This is a genomic window from Amycolatopsis sp. ATCC 39116, assembly GCF_000231075.2.
Lineage (GTDB): Bacteria > Actinomycetota > Actinomycetes > Mycobacteriales > Pseudonocardiaceae > Amycolatopsis_E > Amycolatopsis_E tucumanensis.
Window position 1 is genome coordinate 56,759 of record NZ_AFWY03000022.1, and the last position, 23,196, is coordinate 79,954.

Consider the following 23,196-nt stretch of genomic DNA (forward strand, 5'->3'; position numbering starts at 1 on the left):
GCGTCTCCTCGCGATCAGGTGGTGGTGGCCGGCAGGAAGCTGTTGTCGAACCACTTCGCGGCGTCGCCGCCGGGCTTGGCCTGGCCCGCCCTGGTCAGCTCGTCGTAGCCGGCGGTCCACGCGGCCGGGTCGGTGACCAGCAGGGGCCGTGACGGGTCCTTGCCCGTCCACAGGTCGCGCATCATGCCGAGGCTCTTGCGCGCGATCGCGTCGTCGTCGAGCGTGGCGAAGGAGTACTTGCCGCGCAGCGTCCCGATCGTCCTCGCGAAGTCCTGGTCGTTGACGTACTCCGCGACGGCGTCGCGGATCCCGGCCATGAACGCCCGCAACGTGTCCGGGTGCTTGGCGATCACGTCGGCGGTCGTCACGTAGATCTGCGAGTCGGACTTCACCACGGTGCCCGGGTCGAACACGCCCGCGTCCGCGTGCTGGGACTGCACGATGTTCGCGGTGTCGATGCTGACCACGTACCCGGCGATCCGGCCCTGCTGCACCAGGTTGAACGTGCCCGGGGTGAGCCCGGTGACCTGGCGCGGCGTGCTCTTCGGGTCCAGACCGGAGTTGGCCAGCACCAGCGACACGATCTTGCTGCTCGTGCCGCCCTCGGAGCTGACCCCGATCGTCTTGCCGACGAAGTCCTGCGGTTTTTCCAGCGGGGCCTGCTTGCTGTAGACGACGCGCACCGCGGAACCACGGCACAGCGTGCCGATGTTCACCAGCGGCTGGTTCGATTCGGCGACCGCGGTCATCAGGTCGATCTGCCCGAGCCGCGCGACCACGCCGACACCGGCGATCAGGGTCTGCGTGGCCTGGGGCGACCCCTTGACCTCCTGCAGCGTGACGTCCAGCCCGTGCCGCGCGAAGTGGCCACCGGCGACGGCGAGCAGCTCCGGGGACATGGACAGGGTTTCCAGCGGCAGGATGCTCAGGAAGGTCGCCGTTCCGCTGCCGCCCCCGCCTGCCGCCGGGCCGGCGCCGCACGCGGACAACACGGCCGGTCCGGCGGCCACGGCCGCCGCGGTCAGCGCGGAACGCCTCAGGAATGCCCGACGGGGCAACGATGGACTCGGCGATGGAGTGGACACGATGGTTCTCCTCGTTCCTCCTGCCGGCCACCGCCCTGTGACCGGCTGGGGAAGAGGTTGACCCGATTCGATCGCCCCCGTCAAGGTCCCCGGTTTCCCGCCGTCGTCGCCGGCCCTGCCGGTCAGGCTCACCACCGGATCGGCGTTTCCCTTGCTGGGCAAGCGAAATCAAGGAACCAGATGGCGGGTCCACATGCGCCACTATCGGGACGGCCGATGGTCTCCATCGAAACTTTCACTTTCCGCCCGGCCCGCGGCGATCTCTACCGTGGCACAGCATGAGGATCGTGGTGTCCCGGCTCGACGACTTCCCGCCGGGAGAGCGCCGGATCGTCCAGGCCGGCCGGCGGTCGATCGGGGTTTTCCGGGTCGGCGACCGTTTCTACGCACTGAACAACCACTGCCCGCACCAGGGCGGCCCGCTCTGCCTCGGGGCCACCCAGCCGTGGCTGACCTCCACCGCGCCCGGTGAGGTCCGGCAGGAGGACGGCGACGCGCTCGTCGCCTGCCCCTGGCACGGCTGGGAGTACGACCTCGAGACCGGGCAGTCGTTCCTCGGGCCGGACGAACCGCCGGCCCGCACCTACGACGTCTCCGTGGAGCGCGGCAAGAACGGACGCATCCCCGGCCCGTACGTCGCCGAGACGTACCCGGTGCACGTGGAAGACGCCTACGTGGTCGTGGACACCAGCGGCGGAGCACGCCCTGGCGACAAGGGAGGTGACCGGTGACCAGCACCGCCGTCGCCGGGCAGCCCGGCAGCGCGCCGGGCCGCACCGGCTACACCATCGTCGACACCGACATCCACCCGGCGGCCCCGGCGGCCGCCATCCGGGAGCGGCTGCCGGAGAAGCACCGCGCGCGGTGGGACCTGTTCGGCAGCCGCGTGCCCGGCCCGCCGGAGATCTACCCGCGGGTCCGCAACGCCGGCTTCCGGCTGGACTCCTGGCCCGCGGACGGGCCGCCGGGCAGCGACCTGGGCATGATCCGGGACCAGCTGCTCGACGAGTTCGGCGTGACTCACGGCATCCTGATCCCGCTGCAGAGCCACAGCTGGGGCGCCGAGGAACCGGAGTACGCCGCCGCGCTGTGCCGGGCGCTCAACGAGTGGCAGATCGACACGCTGCTCGACGCCGAACCCCGGCTGCGCGGGTCGATCACCATCCCGATCGAGGCGCCGGACCTCGCGGCCGAGGAGATCCGGCGGCACGCCGGCGACCCGCGGTTCGTGCAGGTGCTGCTGTCCACCGGCGGCGAGCTCGGCTTCGGCCGCCGCCGGTACTGGCCGATCTACGAGGCCGCGGCCGAGGCCGGGCTGCCGGTCGCCGCGCACACCGGCGGGCTGGAGATGCACCGCGGCGCCGGGTGGCCGTCGTTCTACCTCGAAGAGCACGTGTGGAACGGCAACCTGATGGCCGCGTTCGTCACCGGGATGCTCTGCGAGGGCGTCCTGGACCGGCTGCCGGAGCTGAAGGTGATCTGCGTGGAGGGCGGCATCGCCTGGGCCGCGCCGCTGATGTGGGCGCTGGACGACGCGTGGGAGCGGCTCCGGGGCGACGTGCCGCACCTGGTCAAGCCGCCGTCGGAGTACATCCGCGAGCGGTTCTGGTTCACCACCCAGCCCATCGAGGAGCCTGACGACCCGCGCGACCTCGACAAGGCGCTGGCCCACCTCGGGATGGACGAGCGGATCATGTTCGCCTCCGACTACCCGCACTGGGACTTCGACTCCCCGCGGCACGCGCCGCGCCTGTTCCCCGCCGCGCTGCGCGAAGGCGTCATGGGCGCCAACGCGTGCCGGCTCTACGGTCTGCCGGAGGCCCCATGACCACCGCGGTCGGCACCACCCGCATCGACGCCGAGATCCACTGTGGACCGTCGTCGCTGAACGACCTGGTGCCCTACCTGGAACCGTACTGGCGCGGCTACGTGCTGGAGGGCGGGCTGATGCTGTCCCCGCACCAGGGCGGCGCCTATCCCCCTGCGGCGCCCACCAGCGCCACCCCGGCCGCGCGGGCCGCCGGCCTGACTCCGGCGCACGACGCGGAGTCGGTGCGGTCGATCCTGCTCGACGGGCTGCGGGCCGCGATCCTGGTGTGCACGACGTCGTTCCACTGCAACCGCAACCCCTACTACGAGGCGGCGCTCACCCGCTCGGTCAACGACTGGCTGATCACGGAGTGGCTGAGCAGCGACGACCGGCTGCGCGCCAGCATGGTGGTGCCGACCCTGGACGCCGAGGCCGCCGTCGCCGAGATCGAGCGGATCGGCGACCACCCCGGCATCGTGCAGGTGCTGCTGCCGGTGCGCACGGACGCGCCGTGGGGCAACAAGCGGCACCGGCCGATCCTGCGGGCCGCGGCCGAACGCGGCCTGGTGGTCGGCCTGCACGCGTGGGGCCGGATCGGGAACGCGCCCACCAGCACCGGGTTCACCCACACCTACCTCGAGGACTACGTGGGCAACTCGCAGCTGCTCGTGCAGGCCCAGCTGACCAGCCTGGTCGCCGAGGGTGTGTTCGCGGAGCTGCCGGACCTGCGGGTCGCCCTGCTGGAGTGCGGGTTCTCCTGGCTGCCCGCGCTGCTGTGGCGGTTCGACAAGGACTGGAAGGGTGTGTGGCGCGAGGTGCCGTGGCTGGGCGCGAAACCGTCGGAGGTGGTGGGGCGGCACATCCGGCTGACCACCGCGCCCGCGCAGCTGCCGCGGGACCCCGGGCAGGTGCGGGAGGTGCTGGACATGGTCGGCGCCGGCTCGATGCTGATGCACGCCAGCGACCACCCGCACGACCACGGCGGCAGCGGGCAGCGGCTTCTCGACGCGCTGACCCCGGCCGAGGCGGAGGCGGTGCTCGCGGGCAACGCGGCGGCCTGGTACGGGATCTGACCGTGTTCGCCGGGTTCACCTGCCAGGACGTGGCGACACCGGCGGGCGGACGGGTCCGGGTCCGCACCGGCGGCAGCGGCCCGCCGGTGCTGCTGCTGCACGGCTACCCGCAGACCTCGGCCATGTGGCACCTGGTCGCGCCCGAGCTGGCCCGCGACCACACGGTCATCGCCGCGGACCTGCCCGGTTACGGGGACAGCGTGGCGCCCGGCGGCGACGTGGCGGCGTTCGGCAAGCGGGCGATGGCGCGCGAGCTGGTCTCGGTGATGGGCCGGCTCGGGTTCCGCCGCTTCGCCGTCGCCGGGCACGACCGGGGCGGGCGCTGCGCCTACCGGCTCGCGCTCGACCACCCGGACGCGGTGACCGCGCTGGCCGTGCTGGACATCCTGCCCACGGCCGACGTGCTGGCCCGCGTGGACGCGGAGTTCGCCAGGTCGGCGTGGCACTGGTTCTTCCTCGCCCAGCCAGGTGACCTGCCGGAACGGCTGATCGCCGCCGACCCGGACGCGTTCTTCCTGCGCGGCGCGGACGGGATCTTCGCCGAGGCGGCACTGCGCGCCTACCGGGCGGCTTACCGGCGGCCGTCGGTCGTGCACGCGATGTGCCAGGACTACCGCGCGGGCGTCACCGTGGACCGGGCCGACGACGAAGCCGACCGGGGCCGGCGGGAGATCACCTGCCCCACGCTGGTGCTGTGGGGCGCGGCCGGACCGCTCGGGAGGACCGATGACGTGCTCGCCGTGTGGCGGCCGTGGGCCCCGCGGGTCACCGGGACGGCGCTGGACTGCGGCCACTACCTCGCCGAGGAGCGTCCCGCCGAGACCGCCGGGGCGCTGCGGAAGTTCCTTTCCGCCACACGACAAGATCCTTGACACCCGATCGCGCCCGGCTCCTAATGGATCCATGGGTTCGGCCGTCCGCAAGGTGACACGACGCTCCTTGTCACTGGCGAGCCTGGACCTGAATCTCCTGGTGTTCCTGCGGGAGCTGCTGCGCGAGCGCAACGTGACCCGGGCGGCCGAGCGGGTGGGCGTGAGCCAGCCGACGGCCAGCGCGGCGCTGTCCCGGCTGCGCCGCCACTTCGACGACCAGCTGCTGATCCGGTCCCGCGGCTCCTATGTGCTGTCCCCGCTGGCGGCGCAGCTGGCCGGGCAGGTGGAGCCGTTGTGCGCCAGCCTGGAACGGTTGTTCGCCACCACGCCCGGCTTCGACCCGGAGTCCTCGGAGCGCGAGTTCACCCTGCTGATGCCCGACTACGTGCTCGCCGCCTACGGGGAGCAGCTGTCGGCGGCGATGTACGCCGCGGGGCCGAACATCCGGATGCACGTGCGGGTGGTGCGGGAGCGGCTGCCTGCCGACATCCCGGAGACGCTGCGGGTGATCGACGCGATGATCTGCGCCGCGAAGCCCGAGCTGCACGCGCCCGGGATCAACTCGCTGGAGCTGTTCCGGGACCGCTGGGTGTGCGTGGTGTCCGCCGACAACCCGGTCGGCGACCGGCTGGAGCTGTCCGACCTGGAGCGGCTGCCGTGGGTGGTGCCGCACCACCCGGACGGCGGTTATCCGGCCACGTCGCCGCTGGGGCCGCTGATGGCGAGGCTGTCCGCGCGTCCCCGGGTGGCGGTGCGGGTGGACAGCTACCAGGCGACGCCGTACTTCATCGCCGGGACCGACCGGATCGCGGTCATGCAGCGGCGGCTGACGCGCTACCTGGCCGGCCGGTCGGACCTGCGGATCCTGGAGTGCCCCGGCGACCCGCCGCCCATCGTGGAGATCATGTGGTGGGACGAGCGCAAGGAACACGACGAGGCGCACCGCTGGCTGCGGCAGGTGGCCCGCCAGGCGGCGCACCACTCGGACCGCCCGTGAGCGCGCTGCGGCCGGCCGAGCGGCTGGTCTTCTTCTCCGACGCGGTCGTGGCGATCGCGATGACGCTGCTGGTGCTCCCCCTGGCCGACTCGGTGTCCGAGCTGGTGGTCGACGGGCAGCCGGCGGCCGAGGCGATCAGCGGCAACCGCTGGCAGATCGTGAGCTTCCTGCTGAGCTTCGTGGTGATCGCCCGTCAGTGGCTGAGCCACCACCACCTGTTCGAGCAGGTCCGCGCTGTCAACGCGGCCGTGATGTGGCTGAACATCGCGTGGCTGCTGACCGTCGCGGTGCTGCCGTTCCCGAGCGAGCTCACCGGCGCCTACGGCGAGGACGAGTTCGTGGTGCTGTTCTACATCGGCACGGTCCTGGTCAACACACTGTGCCTCACGGCGATGACGCTGGTGGTCCGGCGCACCCCGGGGCTGGCCCGCGACGCCTCGGCGATCGACGGCCGCTGGGTGTTCAACTCGGTGGGCGCCGCCGTCGCCCTGGCGGTGGCGTTCGTGCTGTCCGCGCTCGTGCCCGCCGCCGGTTACTACTCGCTGCTGCTGTTGTTCGTCCCACCTCAGCTGGCCCGCTTCCGCTACCGCTGAGCCTCGTGCTTCCACGCCGCGGCGATGGTCCGCCTCAGGCGGACGGCTGACGCGCCGGGTAGTCGTCGTGCCAGTGCCACCACTCGTAGGGCGGCGTCTGCGGGTAGCCCTCCGGCGAGTCCTCCCACGTCTCCTGCCTCCCCAGCGCCGTGATGTCGAGGTAGCTCCAGGTGCCCCCCATCGCCTCGTCGCCGCGGTTGTTGACGAAGTAGGTGCGGAACACGCGGTCGCCCTCGCGGATGAAGGCGTTGGTGCCGTGGTACTCGGCCACCCCGAAGTCGGTGTCGAAGTCGTCCAGGATGGTGTACCAGGGCATCGTCCAGCCCATCCGCGCCTTGACCCGCGCGATGTCGGGCTGCGGCGCGCGCGAGGCGAACACCAGCGTGGTGTCGCGGGCGTTCAGGTGGGCGGGGTGCGCGACCTGGTCGGCCACCATCGAGCAGCCGACGCAGGCGTGGTCAGGCCAGCCGTGCACGCCGGGCTCGAGGAACGCCCGGTAGACGATCAGCTGACGGCGGCCGTCGAACAGGCCGAGCAGATCCACCGGCCCGTCCGGGCCGTCGAACCGGTAGTCCCGGTCCACTTCGGTCCACGGCATGCGACGCCGCGCGGCGGCCATCGCGTCCTTCGCGCGGGTCAGCTCCTTCTCCTTGACCAGGAGCTCCTCCCACGCGGCCTGCCACTCCTGTCGCGAGACGATCGGGGGTGTCCTCATCGGTTCTCCACCTTCCACTTCGGATGATCACGCTGTGCCGTCCAGCTGGTCGCGCAGTTTCGCCAGCGGGTTGTCCCAGTTGCGGGCCAGCGCGGCCAGGAACTGTTGCGCCACCTGCATCGGGGCCGTCCGGAGGCGGTAGCGGACCCGCCGCCGCTCCCCCGGCTCGGCCGTGACGAGCCCGGCCTCGGCGAGCAGGGCGAGGTGCTTGGCGACGCCCTGCCGGGTGATCGGCAGGCGGCCGGCGAGGTCGGTCGCCGTGGCCGGGCCCCGCGCGGCCAGCTCGGCCAGGATCGCCCGCCGCGTCGGATCGGCCAGCGCGGCGAAGACCTGCTCGGCGACGGCCTCGGCATCACGCTGCATCGAGGTAGCCGGCCAGTTCGTCCAGTTCCCGCGCCCAGCCCCCGGTGTTGCCGTCGAACGCCTCGCGGTGCGTGTCGTCCGGCAGCTGGGCGAACCCGGTCTCCACGACGGTGAGCCGCGTGCCCTCGCCGTCCGGTTCGAGGGTGAACTCCACGTAGGTCCGGCGCGGGTCGTCGTCGGGCAGGCCGTAGATCCGCCAGGTGAAGCCGAAGACGCGTGGCTCCTCGACCCGCTCGACGCGCAGGTCCTGACGGAAACCGTTGTCCCACTTCAGCTCCCCCGCGCCGCCGGGCCGCAGGTCGATCGACGCCTCCTGGCCGAACCAGGTGCCGAGCCCCTCGGCGGTGGTGAGCGCGGCCCACACCTTCGCGGGCGGGTGACCGAGCTCGACGACGCGCTCGATGCGGTCCGGGAACGCCATGACGCCTCCTGTGTCGCAACTTCTTGGTTGCCACACTATGGCAACCGGGTAGTTGCGTCAACCGCTCCGCTGGATCCCCCGGTTCAGCTGTCCCGGGTAACGGCGCCGGTCACGCCCGGTAGCCTGGCCGGGTGGCAGAGTCCTTCACGCTCGGGTACGTGCCCGGGGTGACACCCGGCAAGTGGGTGCGGATCTGGGCGGAGCGCAGCCCCGCCGTCCCGCTGGAGCTGGTGCAGGTCACCGCCGCGAAGGCGGCCGGACGGGTCCGCGACCGCGAGCTCGACGCGGTGCTGCTGCGCCTGCCGACCGACCGCGACGGCCTGCACGCCATCCCCCTCTACACCGAGACGACGGTCGTGGTCGTGCCGAAGGACCACCTGATCGCCGCGGCGGACGAGATCACCGCCGACGACCTCGCCGACGAGCTGGTGCTGCACCCGCTCGACGACACCCTGGACTGGGCACACCCGCCCGGCAAGCCGGCGCTCGAACGCCCCGCCACCACCGGCGACGCGATCGAACTCGTCGCGGCCGGTGTCGGGGTGCTGGTGGTGCCGCAGTCGCTCGCCCGGTTGCACCACCGGCGGGATCTGACATACCGGCCGGTCACCGGCGTCCCCCAGTCGCGGGTCGCGCTGTCCTGGCTGGAGGACGAGACGACCGAGGAGATGGAGCTGTTCATCGGCATCGTCCGCGGCCGCACGGTCAACAGCACCCGCGGACGGCCGCCGGCGCCGAAGCAGTCGAAGGCGAAGCGCCCCGCGGAGGAGCGCAAGCCGGCGCCGCGCCGGAACCAGCCCCGCCGCCCCACCAAGCGCGGCAAGCCCAAGCGGCGGTGATACTGGCACATGGCCTACGACCACGAACTCGCCGACCGCGTCCGGGAACAGTTGTCCGGTGTGGACGGTGTGCGGGAGAAGCGGATGTTCGGCGGGCTGGCGTTCCTCGTCCACGGCAACATGGCCGTCGCGGCCAGTTCGGAAGGCGGCCTGCTGGTGCGCGTCGAGCCGGACGAAGGTGAGCGCCTCCTCGGCGAGGGCGTCCAGCCGATGGTGATGCGCGGCCGCGAGATGCGCGGATGGCTCCGGGTGGACGCCGCGGTCGTCCGGACCGCGGCGCGGCTCCGCGAGTGGGTGACGCGGGGCGTGTCCTACGCCGGTGCGCTTCCCGCCAAGGACTGAATCACCGCGGCGCACTCCCCACCAACGACTCGACCAGCCCCGCCACCTCCGCCGGCGCCGAGTGGTTCAGCGCGTGCGCGTGCCCCGGAACCTCCGCGTACCGGCCGGCGGGCAGCCGCGCCGCCATCTCCTGTGCCCACGCCCGGGACGCGATCGGGTCCCGGCTGCCGCGCACGACCACCGCGGGGGTGGTCAGGTGCGGCAGCTTCACCTCGACGGGGTCGTCCCGCAGGTGCCGGGCGGTGGCTAGCAGCCGCCGGGGCCCGCACACCAGGTAGTCCCACGCGAGCACCACCAGCAGCGACGGCCGTTCCCGCGGAGCGTCGGCCACGAGCCGGCCGAGCTGGCGCACCAGCGACGGCGCCGTCCGGTCGGTGCTCGGGCCGATCAGCACCACCGGGCCGAGCAGCTCCGGCGCGTGCACGGCCAGGTCCACGACGATCTGGCAGCCCGCCGAGTTCGCTACCAGCACCGAGCCGCCCCGCCCGGTCTCCCGCAGCCACTCCGCCAGCGCCGTCGACAACCCGCGCACGTCCAGCGCCCGGCGCGGCCCCGGCGTGCGGCCGAAACCTGGCAGGTCCGGCGCGCTCACCCGCAGCCGCTCCCCCAGCGTGCGCGCCAGCGGGCGGAAGTACCGGTGCGAGCAGCCCAGCCCGTGCACGCACACCACCTCCGGCGCGCCCGCCGGCCCGGTCACCTCGGCGTGCATCCGGGTGCCTGCCGCCCCGGTGAACTGGTGCGTGATCACCGGGAACGGGTACCGCGGCCCGCACGCTCCGAAACTGTCGGTGCCGCGTGAGACGCTCCGCGGGTGGACATCGTCTTCGACGCGGAGCTCTGGGTGTGGGACGCGCGGCGCGCCGACACCTGGACGTTCGTGAGCCTGCCCGCCGACGCCTCGGACGAGATCAGCGACCTCACCGAGGGCAGCCGCCCGGGCTTCGGGTCCGTGCGGGTGCGCGCCCGGGTCGGCGCGACCACGTGGACGACCTCGGTCTTCCCGGACAAGGCGCGCGGCTGCTACGTGCTGCCGGTCAAACGCGCCGTCCGGGAAGCCGAGGACCTGCACCCGGGCGACACCACGGCCGTCACCCTCGAAGTACTCACGAGGCCGGCGTGAACTTCTCCCGGTGGATCCGCCGCGGCGACATGCGCCGCCGTTTGAACGCCTTCACCCCGGCCTCGACCATCGCCGGCGGGCCGCACAGCCAGCCGGACCAGCCGCGTCCACTGGGGACGTCCTCGACGAACGCGTCGGTCGGGAAACCGCCCCGGTACGCCGGATCCGGCTCGTCCGACAGCACCGGCACGAACCGGAAACCCGGGTGCTCCTCCGCGATCTCGGCGAACCGGCCGAGGTCGTACAGGTCCGCCGCGCCGCGCACCCCGTGGTACAGCAGCACTTCGCGCGACGGGTGCCGGGCCAGCGCGGTGCGGGCGATGCCGACCAGCGGCGCCAGCCCGGTTCCGCCGCCGATGAGCACCATCGGGCCGCCGTCGTCCTCGTCCGGCGGCGGCAGGTGGAAGTCGCCGAGCGGCCCGGTCGCCTCGACCCGGTCGCCGGCGGCGAGCCCGTCGAAGAGCCAGCCGTCGGTGGCGACCCCACCGGGCACGCGCCGGACGTGCAGCTCCAGCACCTTGTCCTCGTCGGCCGTGTTGGCCAGCGAGTACTGCCGCCGCGCGCCGGAGCCGGGCACGACCAGCTCGACGTACTGCCCGGCCTCGAACGCCAGCGGCTCGGCCAGGCCCAGCAGCACCCGGCGGGTGTCGCGCGCGATGTCGGCGACCTCCAGCACGGTGGCCGTCAGGTCCCGCAGCGGGTGCGTGACGCGCCCGGCGTCGGCGGTGCTGCGCACCTCCGTGTCGGCGAGCGGACGGGCCTGGCAGGCGAGCGCCAGTCCGGACGCGCGTTCCTCGGCGCTGAGGGTGTCCTCCGGGGCGCCGCCGTGGTCGACCTCGCCGGAGAGCACCTGGAGCTTGCAGGTGCCGCAGGTGCCCTGGTTGCACGAGTTGGGCATCCACACCCCGCCGCGCAGGAACGCCTCGAGCAGGGTCTGGCCGGGCTCGCAGTCGACCCGCCTGCCCCCGACGCTGACCGCGAACGTCACCTCACACCTCCCAGGTGACGTGCAGCGAGGTGGGGCCGCGGAAGCCCCAGCCCCAGAACTCGACGCCCTCGCGGGTGTCGCGCTCCAGGTTCGGGATGGCCTCGAACAGCTCCTCCAGCGCGATCCGCATGACGTGGTTGGCGAAGTAGATGCCCGCGCACGCGTGGTTGCCCGCGCCGAAGGCGAGGTGCGGCAGCGGCGGGCGGTGCAGGTCGTACTGCGAGGGCGCCTCGTACTTGCCGGTGTCGTGGTTGGCCGAGCCGTAGGAGAGCATCACCGGCGTGCCGGCGGGCAGGTCGACCCCGGCGATGGTCACCGGCTTGGTGGAGATGCGGGCGGTGGCCGACCAGATCGGCGAGGTCCACCGCAGGCCCTCGGCGATCGCCCGCGGGATCAGCGTGGGGTCGTCGACCACCTCTTCCAGCTGCTCGGGCCTGCTGAACAGGCCGACCAGGGTGGAGGCCATGCCGTGGCCGGGTTCCTGCATCGCGCCGAGCAGGTACACGTAGATCGTCGGGTAGATGTACTCGCGGTCGCGGGTCTGGCCGGGCGGCATGCCGTCGTGCAGCCAGTGCGAAATGGCGCTGTCGTCGGGGTGCTCGATCCACTTGTCGATCAGCGGGTCGACGACGGCGCGGATCTCGGCCTTCGCCTGGTCGCCCTCGGCGAAGCCCTCGGGGTTGGCGAACTCGCCGTTCTCGTCGACGGCGGCGTTGGTGAACGAGCGGTTCAGCTTGGCGAACCACTCGCGCAGCTTGTCCGAGTCGACCTCCTGCAGGCCGAGCAGGTCGCCGAGCGAGCGGACGCTGACCGGCTCGCAGTACTGCGCCACCAGTTCGGCGTGCCCGTCGTTTTCGAACCGCTCCAGGTAGCGGCGCGCGATGGGCCGCACCAGGTCGTCGATCCAGCGGTCCACCTCGGCGGGCTGCAGGGCGGGCTCGACCATGGAGCGCAGGTCGGCGTGGATGTCGCCGTTGACGCCGATGATCGCCGGGTGCCCGAAGGTGCGGCCGCCGGCCGGGGTGATGACGGCCTCGAAGTCCGGGCTGGTCGCGACTTCGCGGCAGACCTCGGCGGTCGAGGCGACGTAGGACCCCAGCACCGGCACGAAGGCCAGCGGCGCCTCCGCGCGCAGCCGCTCGTACACCTCGTACGGGTTGCGCTCGAGCTGCGTCATGGTGACCTCGTCGAGCCAGGCGAGATCGGGCCGTTCGGTCGTCGTCATCGCGGTGTCCTCCCACGTCGTTGTCCGGGATGACACGGGAGGCTAGGCAGCGCTGACCTGCGGCGCGACACGCTTCGCGCGGTCCCGGCACGGATCGCGCGGCCAGTTGGCGGCGGGTGTCTCTGGTAACCTCCTGCGCATGCCCGCACGGCGTAGTGCGCCGCCCCGGGACTGGCACCAGGCGTCCCGGAAGGTGGCGGAGGCGTATTTCCCGCACGAGCTGCAGCCGCTCGGCGGCGGCCGCGATCCGCGCCTGACGCTGCGCACGCTCGACCTCGGGCCGGTGCTGGTGGGGCACGTCGGGTGGGGCGCCGACGTGCGGGTCGCGTGCGACTACCCCGGCGCCTACGAGATCAACCTGCCGCTGACCGGGCACCTGGAGAGCCGCGGCAGGCACGGGCCGGTGGTGTCGGTGTCCGGGCAGGCGACGGTGTTCCGGGCCGACACGCCCTCGCTGATCAGCCACTGGGACGCCACCTGCACGGTGCTGGGCGTGAAGTTCGACAGCGCGTGGCTGGACCGCGAGGCCGAGCGGGTGCTCGGCGGCGACCGCGTCACGCTGCGCGGCGAGCTGCCGGACCAGCTCGACCTGGCCGCCGGGCAGGGGCGCGCGTGGCGTCAGCTGGTCGGCAGCCTGGCGGCGAACCTGCACGAGCCCGGCCTCCTGGGCGACGTCGTGCGCGACCAGCTGGCCGGCGCGCTGGCGGCGAGTTTCCTGCTGGCCGGCTGCCCGGAGGCCGGTGCCGGCCCGGCCCCGCGCCCGCGCGCGATCAACCGGGTGCTGGACCAGCTGCACGACGACCCGGGCCGCCCCTGGACGGCGGGCGACATGGCCGAGGTCGCGGGCACCAGCGTCCGCCGCCTGCAGGAGGGCTTCCGGCAGTGGGTGGGCTGCAGCCCGACCGAGTACCTGCTCGGAATCCGCCTGCAACGCGCCGACGCGGACCTGGCCTCGTCGGGATGCACGGTCAGCGAGGTCGCGGCACGCTGGGGCTTCTCCAGCGCCAGCCGGTTCGCGGCCGCCTACCGCCGCCGGTACGGCGTGCCGCCCGCGCGAGCGCACCGCTGAAACCCGCGACTGAATGCGCTTTCCGCGGCCGTGGTGCGCGCGAGGAGCGAGGCCGGGAGGTCACCCGCTGACCGTTGTCAGTGGACGGTGGCGAGGACGAGGTAGCGGTCCTCGCCGTCGTCGATGTCGTCCAGGCGCCAGCCCGCCGCGGTGAGGGCGGCACGGATGTTCGGCTCGGCGCGGAGGTCGTCCGGGGTCAGCTCCCGGCCCTGCCGCCGTGCCAGCGCGGCCCGCCCGACGGGGTGGAACAACGCGAGGCGCCCGCCCGGCCGGCAGACGCGGGCGAGTTCGCGCAGGCCGGCGACCGGGTCGGGCAGGTGCGAGACCAGCCCGGCGGCGAAGACGGCGTCCAGAGCGCCGGTCCTGAACGGCAGGTGCAGGGCGTCGCCGAGGAGCAGCGCCGCCACGCGGTGACGACCGCGGGCGGCCGCCTCGGCGAGCATCTCGGGCGTCACATCGACCCCGAGAACGGTGCCCCCGGGGCCGACGGCGTCCCGCAACTCCGGCAGGGCGCGCCCGGTGCCGCACGCGATGTCGGCGACCACCCCACCGGCCGGCGGAGCCAGATCCGCGACGGCCCGCCGGTAGCGGGGCCCGTCGTCGGGGAACTTCAACTCCCAGGTAGCCGCGCGGGGCCCGAAAAAAGCCCGCGTCGCGGCGAGACCGGTCGGTGGCACGCTCATGGGGGAAGCTTAGGCGCTGGCATCGGCCACCGGACGGATCTCGCCCCTGCCCGTCGGGGCCACCGGCCCAAGCGGAGGAACGACCGCTCCGCCTGCTCGGCCAGCGCAACCGCCACCCGCGGCGACTCAACCACCGGCCGCCCCCGGCAGAGCCCGACAGCCGCTGCCGGACGGGACAGCCGCACCGCTCAAGACCCCGTCTCCACCGCCGCCACGCGCAGCGCCTCCACCACTCGCCGGGCGGCCTCCGGCTGCGGCCCCGGCAGGCGGGCCACCTGCAGGCGGCGCTGTTCGGCCGGGCCGCCGTGCACGGGCAGCACCCGCACGCCCGCCGGCGCCACCGGGGCGAGTGAGGCCGGCGCCGTCGTGATGCCGCATCCCGCCGAGACCAGTTGCAGCTTCGCCAGCCAATCCCGCGCCGTGTGAGCGATTTCCGGGCGCTCATCCAGTCCCGGCCACACCCCCATCACCCGGTCGTCGCCCGTGCCGGCGATCCACCGCTGCCCGTGCAGGTCCGTGATGTCCACGAACTCCCCGCGCGTCAGCGGGTGCGCCGCGGGCACGGCGACGCACAGGCCGCGCTCGACGAGCGTCCGCACCACCAGCGCGGGGGTTTCGCTGTCCGGCGGGCGGAACGGCGGCGCGGCCGCGATCACCGCCAGGTCCAGCGTCCCGGCGCGCAACGCCCGCACCAGCGCCGGTGTGCTGCCCTCCCGGGACACCACACTGATCGCCGGGTGCGTCTCCCGCAACGCGGCCAGCGCCCGCGGCACCAGCCCGGCCCCGGCGCTGGCGAACCACCCCAGCCGCACCACGGCGTGCTCGTCCGGCAACCCGGCCAGCTCGCGTGCGGTGGCGTCGATCTGGTCGATGACGCTCGCCGCGCGGCGCACCACCACCCGCCCGGCCGGGGTGAGCCGCACGCCGTCGTGCCGCCGTTCCAGCAGCGGCGCCCCGGCGGCGCGTTCGAGTGCCGCGATCTGCCGGGAGACCGCGGACTGGGTGTAGCCGAGCGCGGCCGCCGCGGCGGTGAGCGTCCCCCGCTCGGCCACCTCGCGGAAGACCCGCAGCGCGGTGAGCGACGCATCGGTGAAGGCCATGACGAACAGGAATACCCCTGGTGAGTTTCTTTCGCTACCCGGATGGCCCCCGGCGGCCATAACGTCGAGGTCATGAGCAGAGTCGCGGTAGTCACCGGAGCCACCCAGGGGCTCGGCCTCGCCCTGGCCGAAGGCCTCGCCCATCGTCTGTCCACAGCGGACACCGTGTACCTGACCGGACGGGACGCCGACCGGGTCCGGCAGGCCGTGGACGCCGTGCCGGCCGGCGGGGCGCGCGTCCGCGGCGAGATCTTCGACGTGGGTGAACCGGACGCCGCCGCTCGTTTCGCGGACCTGGTGCGGGAGCGCCACGGCGGGGTCGACATCGTGTTCGGCAACGCCGTGATGCGCGTGGGCCCCGACGACGACCCGCGCGCGATCATCCGCCCCTACACGGAGGTGAACAACTTCGGCACCACCCGGTTGCTGCGGGCGTTCGCGCCGCTGGTGCGCGACCACGGCAGCCTGGTGGTGGTCGCCAGTTCGCTGGGCACGCTGCACCACCTCGCCCCGGTGCTGCACCGCCGCTTCGACGGCCTGACCACGCTCGACGAGGTGGACGAGCAGGTCGCCGCGTGGCGGGACGCGGTCGAGGACGGCAGCGCCCGCGCCGGCGCGTGGCCGGGCTTCGTGAACATCCCGTCGAAGATCGCGCAGGTCGCGGCCGTGCGTGCCCTCGCCGCACAACGCCGGGACACCGATCTCGCCCGCGGGATCCTGCTGGCCGCGGTGTGCCCGGGGATGATCAACACCCCGACATCCGCGCTGTGGTGGGACGTCCGCGACGCCCCTTCACCCGCCCAGGCCGCGACGGCACTGCTGGACCTCGTGCTGGAGCCGGTGAAGCCCGAGCACTACGGCGAACTCGTGCGGTTCGGGCAGGTGGTGCCGTTCAAGCCGGAAACTGCCGGGGCGCGTCCTTAGAGTTGCGAGGGGCCGCCGTTCCGTCCTGACGGCCCGGTCCGCACCAGCACCCGCGTCACCGGTGGCCACCGCGCGAAACCATCTCCCGGAAGCCGGCCGACGGCCTGCACATGCCCGGCCCCCGCCGCGCGCGGCGACCTACGCCGGACCGGCCCGCCGCACCACCGACGCGGAACCGGCCCCGGCGGTCGCCGTTCAGTAGCGGTACGCCGTCGCCTTGCCGGTGGCGAACGAGAACACGATGTAGCCGCCTTGGAAGTCGCTGCGCCGGCCGCCCGCGACGCCGTACTCGTCGCTCGTCGGGTAGCCCAGCCAGGACGCCTCCCAGCCCAGGGACGCCCAGTGCGAGCGGATCACACCGTAGATCGCGTGCGCGCCGGTGGCCGGCGACCAGTAGACGGAACCACCGCCGCTGCCGTTGAAGTGGTTGTACCGCCCCACGCCGTCGGGCGTGACCAGCTCGTTCGTCGTCGGGTAGCCGAGCGGGCCCGCTTCCCAGCCGAGCGCGCTCCACCGCGCCCGGATGGCGCCGTAGATCGCGCGGGCGCCGGTGCCCGGCGTCCAGTAGATCGAGCCGCCGCCGCTGCCGTTGAAGTGGTTGTACCGGCCGACCCCGTCGGGCGTGGCGCGCTCGTCGGTCGTCGGGTAGGCCAGCGGGCTGGTTTCCCACCCCAGCGCCGACCAGGTGTCGCGGATCGCGCCCTGGATCGCCTGCGCGCCGGTGCCCGAAGTCCAGTAGATGGACGCGTTCCCGGTGAAGTGGTTGTAGCGGCCCACGCCGTCCGGCGTCACCTTCTGGTCCGTGCGCGGATATCCGAGCCCGGTCTCCCAGCCGCGCGCGGCCCACTTGTCGCGGATCGGCCCGAGGATGCCGCGGGCGCCGGTGTCCGGGGTGAAGTAGATCGAGGCGTTCTCGCTGAAGTGGTTGTACCGGCCCACGCCGTCAGGCGTGCCGCGCTCGTCGGTCGTCGGGTAGCCGAACAGCGACGACCCGCCCAGCGCGGTGAACGTGCCGTGGATGGCGCCGCGCACCCAGTAGGCGCCCAGGTCCGAGCGCCACGCGATCGTCGACCCGCCGGCGCCGAACGTCGTCGCCCGGCCGCCGCCCGGCCAGTCCGCCTCCACCGCGTACACCGGGCCCGCCGCGGCCGTGCCGACCGCGACCCACTTCTGGTGCACCGGGCTGGACCGCCAGTCCCCGGCCAGTTCCGTGGCGCGGGTGCGCAGCGCGGGCAGCTGGGCGTACCCCGCGTCGCCGGGGCACTCCGTCGCGCCGACGTCCCGGTGGCCGAACACGGTCGGCAGCGTCACCTCGGTGCCCGCCGGGTACTTGGACGTGCCGCCGCCCCGGCTGACCAGCGTGGTGGACCCGGACGGGTCGGTGTAGCCGTTGCCCAGCTTCCACGCGGTCATGCGCGCCACCGCGTCCAGCGTCGCCTCGGTCGGCGCGACCGTGCCGTAAGTGCCGAGCATCGAGATGCCGAACGTGGAGGTGTTGAACCCGCCCGCGTGCGCGCCGATCGTGGGCAGGTTCAGCCCGCCCGCGCGGCCCTCGAACACGGTGCCGCACTTGTCCACCAGGGCGTTGTAGCCGATGTCGCCCCAGCCGTTGGTGACCGCGTGGTAGTAGTAGATGCCGCGCACGAGCTCGGCCGACTGGTCGCAGGTGTAGTCGTTGCTGTTGTCGGTGTGGTGCAGCGTCACCGCCTTGACGGTGGGCGCGTACTCCGGCGTCCAGGTCATCAGCGATTCGTCGGCGCCCCACTGCGCCCTGGTCACGACGGCGGGCATCGACGGCACGCCCGTCGTCTGCGCGACCATCGCGTCGGCCGGGGACGTTCCGGGGTCGACCAGCACGGCGGACAGGTCGGCGGTCACCGGGGCGCCGCCGCGCTCGGCGCGCACCTGCAGCCGGTCGGCCGGGCCGGTCCAGATCGGCTCGGTGGTGGACGGCGCGGGCGCGCCGTCCCGGCCGGAGTCCTGGCGGTCGACCGCGCGCCAGTCGCTCCACCCGCCCGCCGCGGACCGCCACCGCACCGACACCGTGTCCGGCGCCGCGCCCCGCCAGGTGAGCCCGGCCAGCGAAAACTCCTCCCGCGCAGGCACTTCCCGCGCGCCCGGCGCCACCTCGGGCACGGTCGCGAGCGCGACCGTGGTCGCCTTCGGCTCGACCGGCCCGGGCGCGGGCTGCGCCGCGGCGGGCATGGACAGCACGGCGACGGCAGCCGTCAGCACGCACAACAGAGATCCCCAGTGACGAGGGCGCACGCGAACTCCTTGGTGAAGGCACCCAACACAAACGGGAGGAGCCTACGTGACGAAACGGATCACCGGGACACCAAGATCGGAGAATCTTTCACACCGGATTCCGGTGCGGGTGGTTGGGAAATTCCCGCCGCCGTCAGTCCACAGTAGACACCCAAACTGGCCCCCGGCGCCCCGCTCGCGGCTCCCCTATCCTGACCGGGGTGCAGCCTGCCTGGGGAGGCTTTCATGCGCACGGTCCTGCTGACCTTCGTCCTCGTGATCGCCGGGCTCGCGGCCCCGGCCGCGCCGTCCGCGGCCCCGCGTCCGGTGCCGGTGATCTACGACAGCGACCTCGACGTCGACGACGCCTCGACACTGGCCTACCTGTGCGTGCAGCACCAGGAGCGCCGCATCGACCTCCGCGCCGTCACGATCACCAACAACGGGTTCGGCACGCCGGGCCGGGCGCGGCAGCACGCGCACAGCGTTCTGCGGCAGTGCGGGCTGCCGGACGTGCCGGTGGCCGACGGCTCCGGCACCGGCGTGCACCCCGCGCCCGCGGCGACGGTGCGGGACATGGAAACCGTCCTCACCGACGCGCTCGGCGACGCCGGGCAGACCCCGCCGCCCGCGAAACTCACCGCGGCGCACCTGATCCGCAAGACCGTGGCGACCACGACCACCAAGGTGACCGTGCTGGCGACCGGCCCGCTGTCCAACCTCGCGACGGCCCTGCCCGCGGGCAGCCCGCTGATCCGGCAGGTGCGGGACGTGCACGTGATGGGCGGCGCGGTGCACGTCGGCGGGAACCTGTTCGGCGAGGCGCTGCCGGGCTTCGACAACAGCCAGGAGCTCAACATCTGGCTCGACCCGCCGGCCGCGCGGGAGGTGTTCCGCGCGCTGCCGGTGACCCTGACCCCGTTGGACGCCACCAACTCCGTGCCGATCACGCAGGCCTACGTGGACCGGATCGGCGCCGAGGGCACCACGGACAGCGCGCGCGTCGTGCACGCGATCATGACGCACCCGATCATGCGCGACGGCATCGCGCTCGGGTGGTTCTTCTGGTGGGACGCGCTCGCCGCGGTGTTCGCCTTCGGCGACGACGGCGTGGTCACCGAGGTGACGCGCGTCCGCCTGGTGGTGATCCAGGACGGGCCTTCGTCCGGGCGCACGGCGCCGGACCCGCGTGGCGACCCGGTGACGGTCGCGCTGGGCGCGGACGGCGGCCGGTTCGAGCAGGTGTTCCTGGACGGGCTCAACGGCCGCGGGTGAGTGGTATGAACAATCACCCGAAGGGGCGGGAATCATTTCCGGGCTCCCGGCCCCGCAATTCCGGCACCCACGTCCACCTGCGGAAAGCGGGCCATCGAGGATAGGCTCACCTAATTCCGCCGAATTGCCGCGCACTGCGGGCGGTGGCATTGTTCGAGGCACCGAACGATATCCCACCACCTGTCGTGAGGAGCGGTAATGACCACCAGCACCGAGATGCCCGCCGTGGCCGAGTGCACCGTCACCGGGTGCTCGTACAACCACGACGGATGCCACGCCTACGCGATCACCGTCAGCGGCGAGAACGGCTCGGCGGACTGCGGCACCTTCGTGCCGCTGAACACCAAGGGCGGCCTGGACCGGGTCGTCGCGCAGGTCGGCGCGTGCTCGCGCGCGGACTGCACCTACAACTCCTCGCTCGAGTGCACGGCTTCCGGCGTCCGGGTGGGGCCCGGTTCCGGCGGTCACGCCGCGAACTGCCTCACCTACACCCCGCGCTGACCGCCCAGGGCGACGAGGGCACGGCCGCACCACGCGGCCGTGCCCTCGTGCATTTCCGGCGCGCCGGGGCGAAAATCTCCCGGCGGGCTGTCGAGTCGCGGGCATCCCGTTCGTCATCCGGGAATGAGGACGACCGGGAGGACCGATGCGCTACCTGCTGATGATCTACAACTGCGAACGGCCGGAACCGTCGGATCCGGGGTTCGCGGAGGCTCTGGCCAGGGTGAACGCCTTCGCCGACGAGTTGCGGCGGCGACAGGTGCTGGTCGCGGGCGATCCGGTGCAGGACGTGCACACCGCCACGACGGTGGCCGTGCGGGACGGGCGGACGCTGATCACCGACGGGCCGTTCGTGGAGACCCACGAGCACCTGGGCGGGTACTACGTGCTGGACTGCCGCGACCTGGACGAGGCGCTGGAACTGGCCGCGCTGTGCCCGCTGGCCGAGACCGGCACCATCGAGGTCCGGCCGCTCGCGCACGTGCCCGGCGTCGACCACAGCCCCGCCGGTGCCGTCTGACGTCGTCGGGCGCGTCTACCGGGAGCACCGCGCGCGGATGCTCGCGGCGCTCGTCCGGGTGCTCGGCGACTTCGAGCTGGCCGAGGACGCGCTGCAGGACGCGTGCGCGCTCGCGTTGCGTGCCTGGCGGGACGAGGTGCCCGACGATCCGGTCGCGTGGCTGCTCACCGCCGCCCGCAACCGCGCCGTCGACCGCCTGCGGCGTGACCGGGCGGGCCGGGAGAAGGAGGAGCGGGCGACCGATGGGCGGCCCGCCGTGAGCGAGCTGGGCGAAGACCGCCTGCTCGCGGTCGGCGACGAGCGGCTGAGCCTGATCTTCACGTGCTGCCACCCGGCGCTCGCGCCGGAGGCCAGGGTGGCGCTCACGTTGCAGGCCGTGGCCGGGCTGACGGCGGCGGAGATCGCGCGGATGTTCCTGGTGCCGGAGGCGACGATGGCGCAGCGGCTGGTGCGGGCGAAGCGGAAGATCCGGGATGCCGGGATCCGCTTCGCGATGCCCGCCGACCACCTGCTGCCCGAGCGTCTGTCCGGGGTGCTGTCGGTGGTGTACCTGATCTTCACGCAGGGCTACACGGCGGGACCGGCCGGCACGTTGCGGGCCGAGGCGATCCGGCTCGCCAAACTGGTCGCGGCCCTGATGCCGGACGAGCCGGAAGCGCTGGGGCTGGTGGCGCTGCTCCTGCTGCACGACTCGCGGGCCGCCGCGCGCCACTCCCCCGCCGGCGAGGTGGTGCTGCTGGCCGACCAGGATCGCGGACGCTGGGACCGGGCCGCGATCGCCGAGGGGGTCGGCGTGCTCGACCGCGCGCTGCGGCTCGGGGCGTCCGGCCCGTACCAGCTACAGGCGGCGATCGCGGCGCTGCACGCGCAGGCGCCGTCCGCCGAGGACACCGACTGGCCGCGGATCGCCGTGCTGTACGCGGAGCTGCTGCGGATCGCGCCGTCGCCCGTGGTGGCGCTCAACCACGCGGTGGCCGTCGCGATGACCGACGGGCCTGCCGCCGGGCTGGCGCTGCTCGACCGGATCGACGGGCTCGACCGCTACCACCTGCACCACGCCGCGCGGGCCGACCTGCTGCGGCGGCTCGGCCGCCCCGCGGAGGCCGCCGCGGCGTACCGGCGTGCGCGCGAGCTGGCGGCGAACCCGGCCGACCGGGCGTTCCTGGCCGCGCGGCTGGCCGAGGCCCTTGAGCTGGCCGACGGGTCCGGCTGCTGAAGGCCGCGCCGTATAGGTCGTTATACATCATCAGTGGCGGCAGGCGGGCCGGGTCCACAGAGGACTGACGACACCGGGATTGTCCCGCCGGGGAGGCACCGCTACCCTCGGCGACCATGCATCCGTTCCGGGAAGCCGTGGAAGCACGCGACGAGACCCGCATGGCCGCCCTGCTCGCCGACGACGTCGTGTTCACCAGTCCGGTGGCCTTCAAGCCGTACCACGGCAAGACCGTGACCGCCGCGATCCTGCGCGCCGTGATGCGGGTGTTCGAGAACTTCCGCTACGTGCGGGAGATCGCCGACGCCGGCGGGCGCGACCACGCGCTCGTCTTCGAGGCGACGGTCGACGGCAAGGAGCTCACCGGCTGCGACTTCCTGCACCTCGACGAGCACGGCCGGATCGACGACTTCATGGTGATGGTGCGGCCGTTGTCGGCGGCCACCGCGCTGGCCGCGCGGATGGGCGAGCAGTTCGAGCGGATCAACGCGGAGGTCGCCGCCGAGCTCGGCGCGCACTGAGCCGCCTCAGCCGAGCCGCCGGGTGGTGATGTGCACGCCGTCGACGAGGCGGCCCCCGGTGGTCGCGGCCGCGGCGAGGCAGAACCGCACCCACATGTTGAGCTGCACCTCCTTCGCGAAGCGCAGGCGGGCGTAGAGCAGGTGCACCAGAGCGCTCGCGGCCCTGGCCCACAGCTCGATCTCGAACACCAGCAGGTCCCCGTCGGCGTGGGCGCGGAACTGCACCTGCCCCGCCTCCAGGTGCCCGCGCAGCGTCACCAGCCGCACGGTGGTCGGGTCCCGGTAGGCGATCCGCACCGGGCCGTTCCACGGGCCGGGCATCTCCACCACCAGCTCGTCCCCACTCCGTCCGTTGTGGACGTCGACCACCTCGCCGGGCACGAAGTGCTTGAAGTCGCCGACGACGAGGCCGACGAGCCGCGCCGGGTCCATCTCCGCTCCGGCCACCCGCACGCGGAAGCGGCGGTGGAACAGCGGTCCCCGGCCGTCCAGCTGCACCCGGTCGTCGAGCACGCCCGGCGGCAGCGGCGGTGGCCGGTCCTCCTCGCCGCCCGGGCCTTCGTGGCGGTGCAGTGGCGTGGTCGACCAGACGTAGCGCCACGTGACCAGAGCAGTGCCCGCGAACAGGCGCCCGGCCACGGCGAAAACCCGGCGTGGTGAGGGCATCGGTGGACTCCCGTGGGTGAAACCGCGATTT

Annotated in this window: 27 protein-coding genes; 16 read left to right on the forward strand and 11 right to left on the reverse strand. The window is 73.3% G+C overall.

What is annotated here, in order from left to right; translation table 11 throughout:
* Positions 1-14 precede the first annotated feature (14 nt).
* Positions 15-1,010, reverse strand: coding sequence for an ABC transporter substrate-binding protein (locus AMY39116_RS0322275; RefSeq protein ID WP_020419840.1), 996 nt, complete (start codon positions 1,008-1,010; stop codon positions 15-17).
* A gap of 353 nt (positions 1,011-1,363) precedes the next feature.
* Here AMY39116_RS0322275 and AMY39116_RS0322280 point away from each other — a divergent pair, with 353 nt between their 5' ends.
* From AMY39116_RS0322280 to AMY39116_RS0322305, 6 genes are all read left to right on the forward strand, one after another.
* The gene (locus AMY39116_RS0322280) at positions 1,364-1,816 is read left to right on the forward strand and encodes a Rieske 2Fe-2S domain-containing protein (protein WP_027936135.1); all 453 of its coding nucleotides are present in this window, start codon (positions 1,364-1,366) and stop codon (positions 1,814-1,816) included.
* Positions 1,813-2,913, forward strand: a complete 1,101-nt coding sequence (locus tag AMY39116_RS0322285) for an amidohydrolase family protein (protein WP_020419842.1) — start codon at positions 1,813-1,815, stop codon at positions 2,911-2,913. Before AMY39116_RS0322280 ends, AMY39116_RS0322285 begins: the two co-directional genes overlap by 4 nt.
* A complete protein-coding gene (locus AMY39116_RS0322290; RefSeq protein ID WP_020419843.1) occupies positions 2,910-3,968 on the forward strand; it encodes an amidohydrolase family protein in 1,059 nt (352 codons plus the stop codon). Before AMY39116_RS0322285 ends, AMY39116_RS0322290 begins: the two co-directional genes overlap by 4 nt.
* 2 nt (positions 3,969-3,970) lie before the next feature.
* Positions 3,971-4,840 (forward strand): alpha/beta fold hydrolase, encoded by an 870-nt coding sequence (locus tag AMY39116_RS0322295; RefSeq protein ID WP_020419844.1) that lies wholly within the window; start codon positions 3,971-3,973, stop codon positions 4,838-4,840.
* A gap of 67 nt (positions 4,841-4,907) precedes the next feature.
* Positions 4,908-5,837: a LysR family transcriptional regulator gene (locus AMY39116_RS0322300; RefSeq protein WP_235716193.1), complete on the forward strand. Its 930-nt coding sequence runs from the start codon at positions 4,908-4,910 to the stop codon at positions 5,835-5,837.
* Positions 5,834-6,430, forward strand: coding sequence for a TMEM175 family protein (locus tag AMY39116_RS0322305; RefSeq protein ID WP_020419846.1), 597 nt, complete (start codon positions 5,834-5,836; stop codon positions 6,428-6,430). Before AMY39116_RS0322300 ends, AMY39116_RS0322305 begins: the two co-directional genes overlap by 4 nt.
* Positions 6,431-6,464: 34 nt before the next feature.
* On the opposite strand, the gene AMY39116_RS43415 is transcribed toward AMY39116_RS0322305, so the two are convergent.
* The 3 genes from AMY39116_RS43415 to AMY39116_RS0322320 are packed head-to-tail and all read right to left on the reverse strand — an operon-like array spanning position 6,465 to position 7,929.
* Positions 6,465-7,145 (reverse strand): DUF899 domain-containing protein, encoded by a 681-nt coding sequence (locus tag AMY39116_RS43415; RefSeq protein WP_020419847.1) that lies wholly within the window; start codon positions 7,143-7,145, stop codon positions 6,465-6,467.
* A 27-nt stretch (positions 7,146-7,172) separates the two neighbouring features.
* Positions 7,173-7,508: a metalloregulator ArsR/SmtB family transcription factor gene (locus AMY39116_RS0322315; RefSeq protein WP_020419848.1), complete on the reverse strand. Its 336-nt coding sequence runs from the start codon at positions 7,506-7,508 to the stop codon at positions 7,173-7,175.
* The gene (locus tag AMY39116_RS0322320) at positions 7,498-7,929 is read right to left on the reverse strand and encodes an SRPBCC domain-containing protein (protein ID WP_020419849.1); all 432 of its coding nucleotides are present in this window, start codon (positions 7,927-7,929) and stop codon (positions 7,498-7,500) included. Before AMY39116_RS0322320 ends, AMY39116_RS0322315 begins: the two co-directional genes overlap by 11 nt.
* Before the next feature lie 131 nt (positions 7,930-8,060).
* Here AMY39116_RS0322320 and AMY39116_RS0322325 point away from each other — a divergent pair, with 131 nt between their 5' ends.
* On the forward strand, positions 8,061-8,768 hold the full coding sequence (locus tag AMY39116_RS0322325) for a LysR substrate-binding domain-containing protein (protein WP_020419850.1): 708 nt from the start codon (positions 8,061-8,063) through the stop codon (positions 8,766-8,768).
* A 9-nt stretch (positions 8,769-8,777) separates the two neighbouring features.
* Positions 8,778-9,110, forward strand: a complete 333-nt coding sequence (locus tag AMY39116_RS0322330) for a TfoX/Sxy family protein (RefSeq protein WP_020419851.1) — start codon at positions 8,778-8,780, stop codon at positions 9,108-9,110.
* Position 9,111: 1 nt separating this feature from the next.
* Here AMY39116_RS0322330 and AMY39116_RS0322335 read toward each other — a convergent pair whose 3' ends face one another.
* Positions 9,112-9,858, reverse strand: coding sequence for an alpha/beta fold hydrolase (locus tag AMY39116_RS0322335; RefSeq protein WP_020419852.1), 747 nt, complete (start codon positions 9,856-9,858; stop codon positions 9,112-9,114).
* 63 nt (positions 9,859-9,921) lie between these two features.
* Here AMY39116_RS0322335 and AMY39116_RS0322340 point away from each other — a divergent pair, with 63 nt between their 5' ends.
* The gene (locus tag AMY39116_RS0322340; RefSeq protein ID WP_020419853.1) at positions 9,922-10,230 is read left to right on the forward strand and encodes a DUF1905 domain-containing protein; all 309 of its coding nucleotides are present in this window, start codon (positions 9,922-9,924) and stop codon (positions 10,228-10,230) included.
* Here the strand turns inward: AMY39116_RS0322340 and AMY39116_RS0322345 are convergent.
* Both AMY39116_RS0322345 and AMY39116_RS0322350 read right to left on the reverse strand, forming a co-directional pair.
* A complete protein-coding gene (locus AMY39116_RS0322345) occupies positions 10,214-11,218 on the reverse strand; it encodes a 2Fe-2S iron-sulfur cluster-binding protein (RefSeq protein ID WP_020419854.1) in 1,005 nt (334 codons plus the stop codon). The two genes, AMY39116_RS0322340 and AMY39116_RS0322345, sit on opposite strands and share 17 nt — an antisense overlap.
* A 1-nt stretch (position 11,219) precedes the next feature.
* A complete protein-coding gene (locus tag AMY39116_RS0322350; RefSeq protein WP_020419855.1) occupies positions 11,220-12,443 on the reverse strand; it encodes a cytochrome P450 in 1,224 nt (407 codons plus the stop codon).
* A 139-nt stretch (positions 12,444-12,582) separates the two neighbouring features.
* Between AMY39116_RS0322350 and AMY39116_RS0322355 the strand changes: the two genes are divergently transcribed.
* Positions 12,583-13,512: an AraC family transcriptional regulator gene (locus AMY39116_RS0322355; protein WP_027936137.1), complete on the forward strand. Its 930-nt coding sequence runs from the start codon at positions 12,583-12,585 to the stop codon at positions 13,510-13,512.
* A 77-nt stretch (positions 13,513-13,589) separates the two neighbouring features.
* Here the strand turns inward: AMY39116_RS0322355 and AMY39116_RS0322360 are convergent, their stop codons facing one another.
* Positions 13,590-14,195 carry a class I SAM-dependent methyltransferase gene (locus AMY39116_RS0322360; protein WP_027936138.1) on the reverse strand — a complete coding sequence of 202 codons (606 nt, stop codon included), beginning with the start codon at positions 14,193-14,195 and terminating at the stop codon, positions 13,590-13,592.
* A gap of 188 nt (positions 14,196-14,383) precedes the next feature.
* Positions 14,384-15,295, reverse strand: a complete 912-nt coding sequence (locus AMY39116_RS0322365; RefSeq protein WP_020419858.1) for a LysR family transcriptional regulator — start codon at positions 15,293-15,295, stop codon at positions 14,384-14,386.
* Positions 15,296-15,367: 72 nt separating this feature from the next.
* Between AMY39116_RS0322365 and AMY39116_RS0322370 the strand changes: the two genes are divergently transcribed.
* Entirely contained in the window at positions 15,368-16,219 is an 852-nt protein-coding gene (locus tag AMY39116_RS0322370; protein WP_027936139.1) for an SDR family oxidoreductase, read from the forward strand.
* 195 nt (positions 16,220-16,414) lie between these two features.
* On the opposite strand, the gene AMY39116_RS0322375 is transcribed toward AMY39116_RS0322370, so the two are convergent.
* Positions 16,415-18,454, reverse strand: a complete 2,040-nt coding sequence (locus AMY39116_RS0322375) for an N-acetylmuramoyl-L-alanine amidase (protein WP_020419860.1) — start codon at positions 18,452-18,454, stop codon at positions 16,415-16,417.
* Between the two features lie 258 nt (positions 18,455-18,712).
* On the opposite strand from AMY39116_RS0322375, the gene AMY39116_RS0322380 reads away from it, so the two are divergent.
* The 5 genes from AMY39116_RS0322380 to AMY39116_RS0322400 all read left to right on the forward strand — a co-directional run bounded on the left by AMY39116_RS0322380 (position 18,713) and on the right by AMY39116_RS0322400 (position 22,499).
* Positions 18,713-19,741 carry a nucleoside hydrolase gene (locus AMY39116_RS0322380; RefSeq protein WP_020419861.1) on the forward strand — a complete coding sequence of 343 codons (1,029 nt, stop codon included), beginning with the start codon at positions 18,713-18,715 and terminating at the stop codon, positions 19,739-19,741.
* 198 nt (positions 19,742-19,939) lie between these two features.
* Entirely contained in the window at positions 19,940-20,242 is a 303-nt protein-coding gene (locus tag AMY39116_RS0322385; protein ID WP_020419862.1) for a DUF1540 domain-containing protein, read from the forward strand.
* Positions 20,243-20,387: 145 nt separating this feature from the next.
* On the forward strand, positions 20,388-20,762 hold the full coding sequence (locus AMY39116_RS0322390; protein WP_020419863.1) for a YciI family protein: 375 nt from the start codon (positions 20,388-20,390) through the stop codon (positions 20,760-20,762).
* A complete protein-coding gene (locus AMY39116_RS0322395; RefSeq protein ID WP_020419864.1) occupies positions 20,752-21,978 on the forward strand; it encodes an RNA polymerase sigma factor in 1,227 nt (408 codons plus the stop codon). Before AMY39116_RS0322390 ends, AMY39116_RS0322395 begins: the two co-directional genes overlap by 11 nt.
* Before the next feature lie 116 nt (positions 21,979-22,094).
* Positions 22,095-22,499, forward strand: coding sequence for a nuclear transport factor 2 family protein (locus AMY39116_RS0322400; protein ID WP_020419865.1), 405 nt, complete (start codon positions 22,095-22,097; stop codon positions 22,497-22,499).
* 6 nt (positions 22,500-22,505) lie between these two features.
* On the opposite strand, the gene AMY39116_RS0322405 is transcribed toward AMY39116_RS0322400, so the two are convergent.
* Positions 22,506-23,165, reverse strand: coding sequence for a DUF1990 family protein (locus AMY39116_RS0322405; RefSeq protein ID WP_027936142.1), 660 nt, complete (start codon positions 23,163-23,165; stop codon positions 22,506-22,508).
* Positions 23,166-23,196 lie beyond the last annotated feature (31 nt).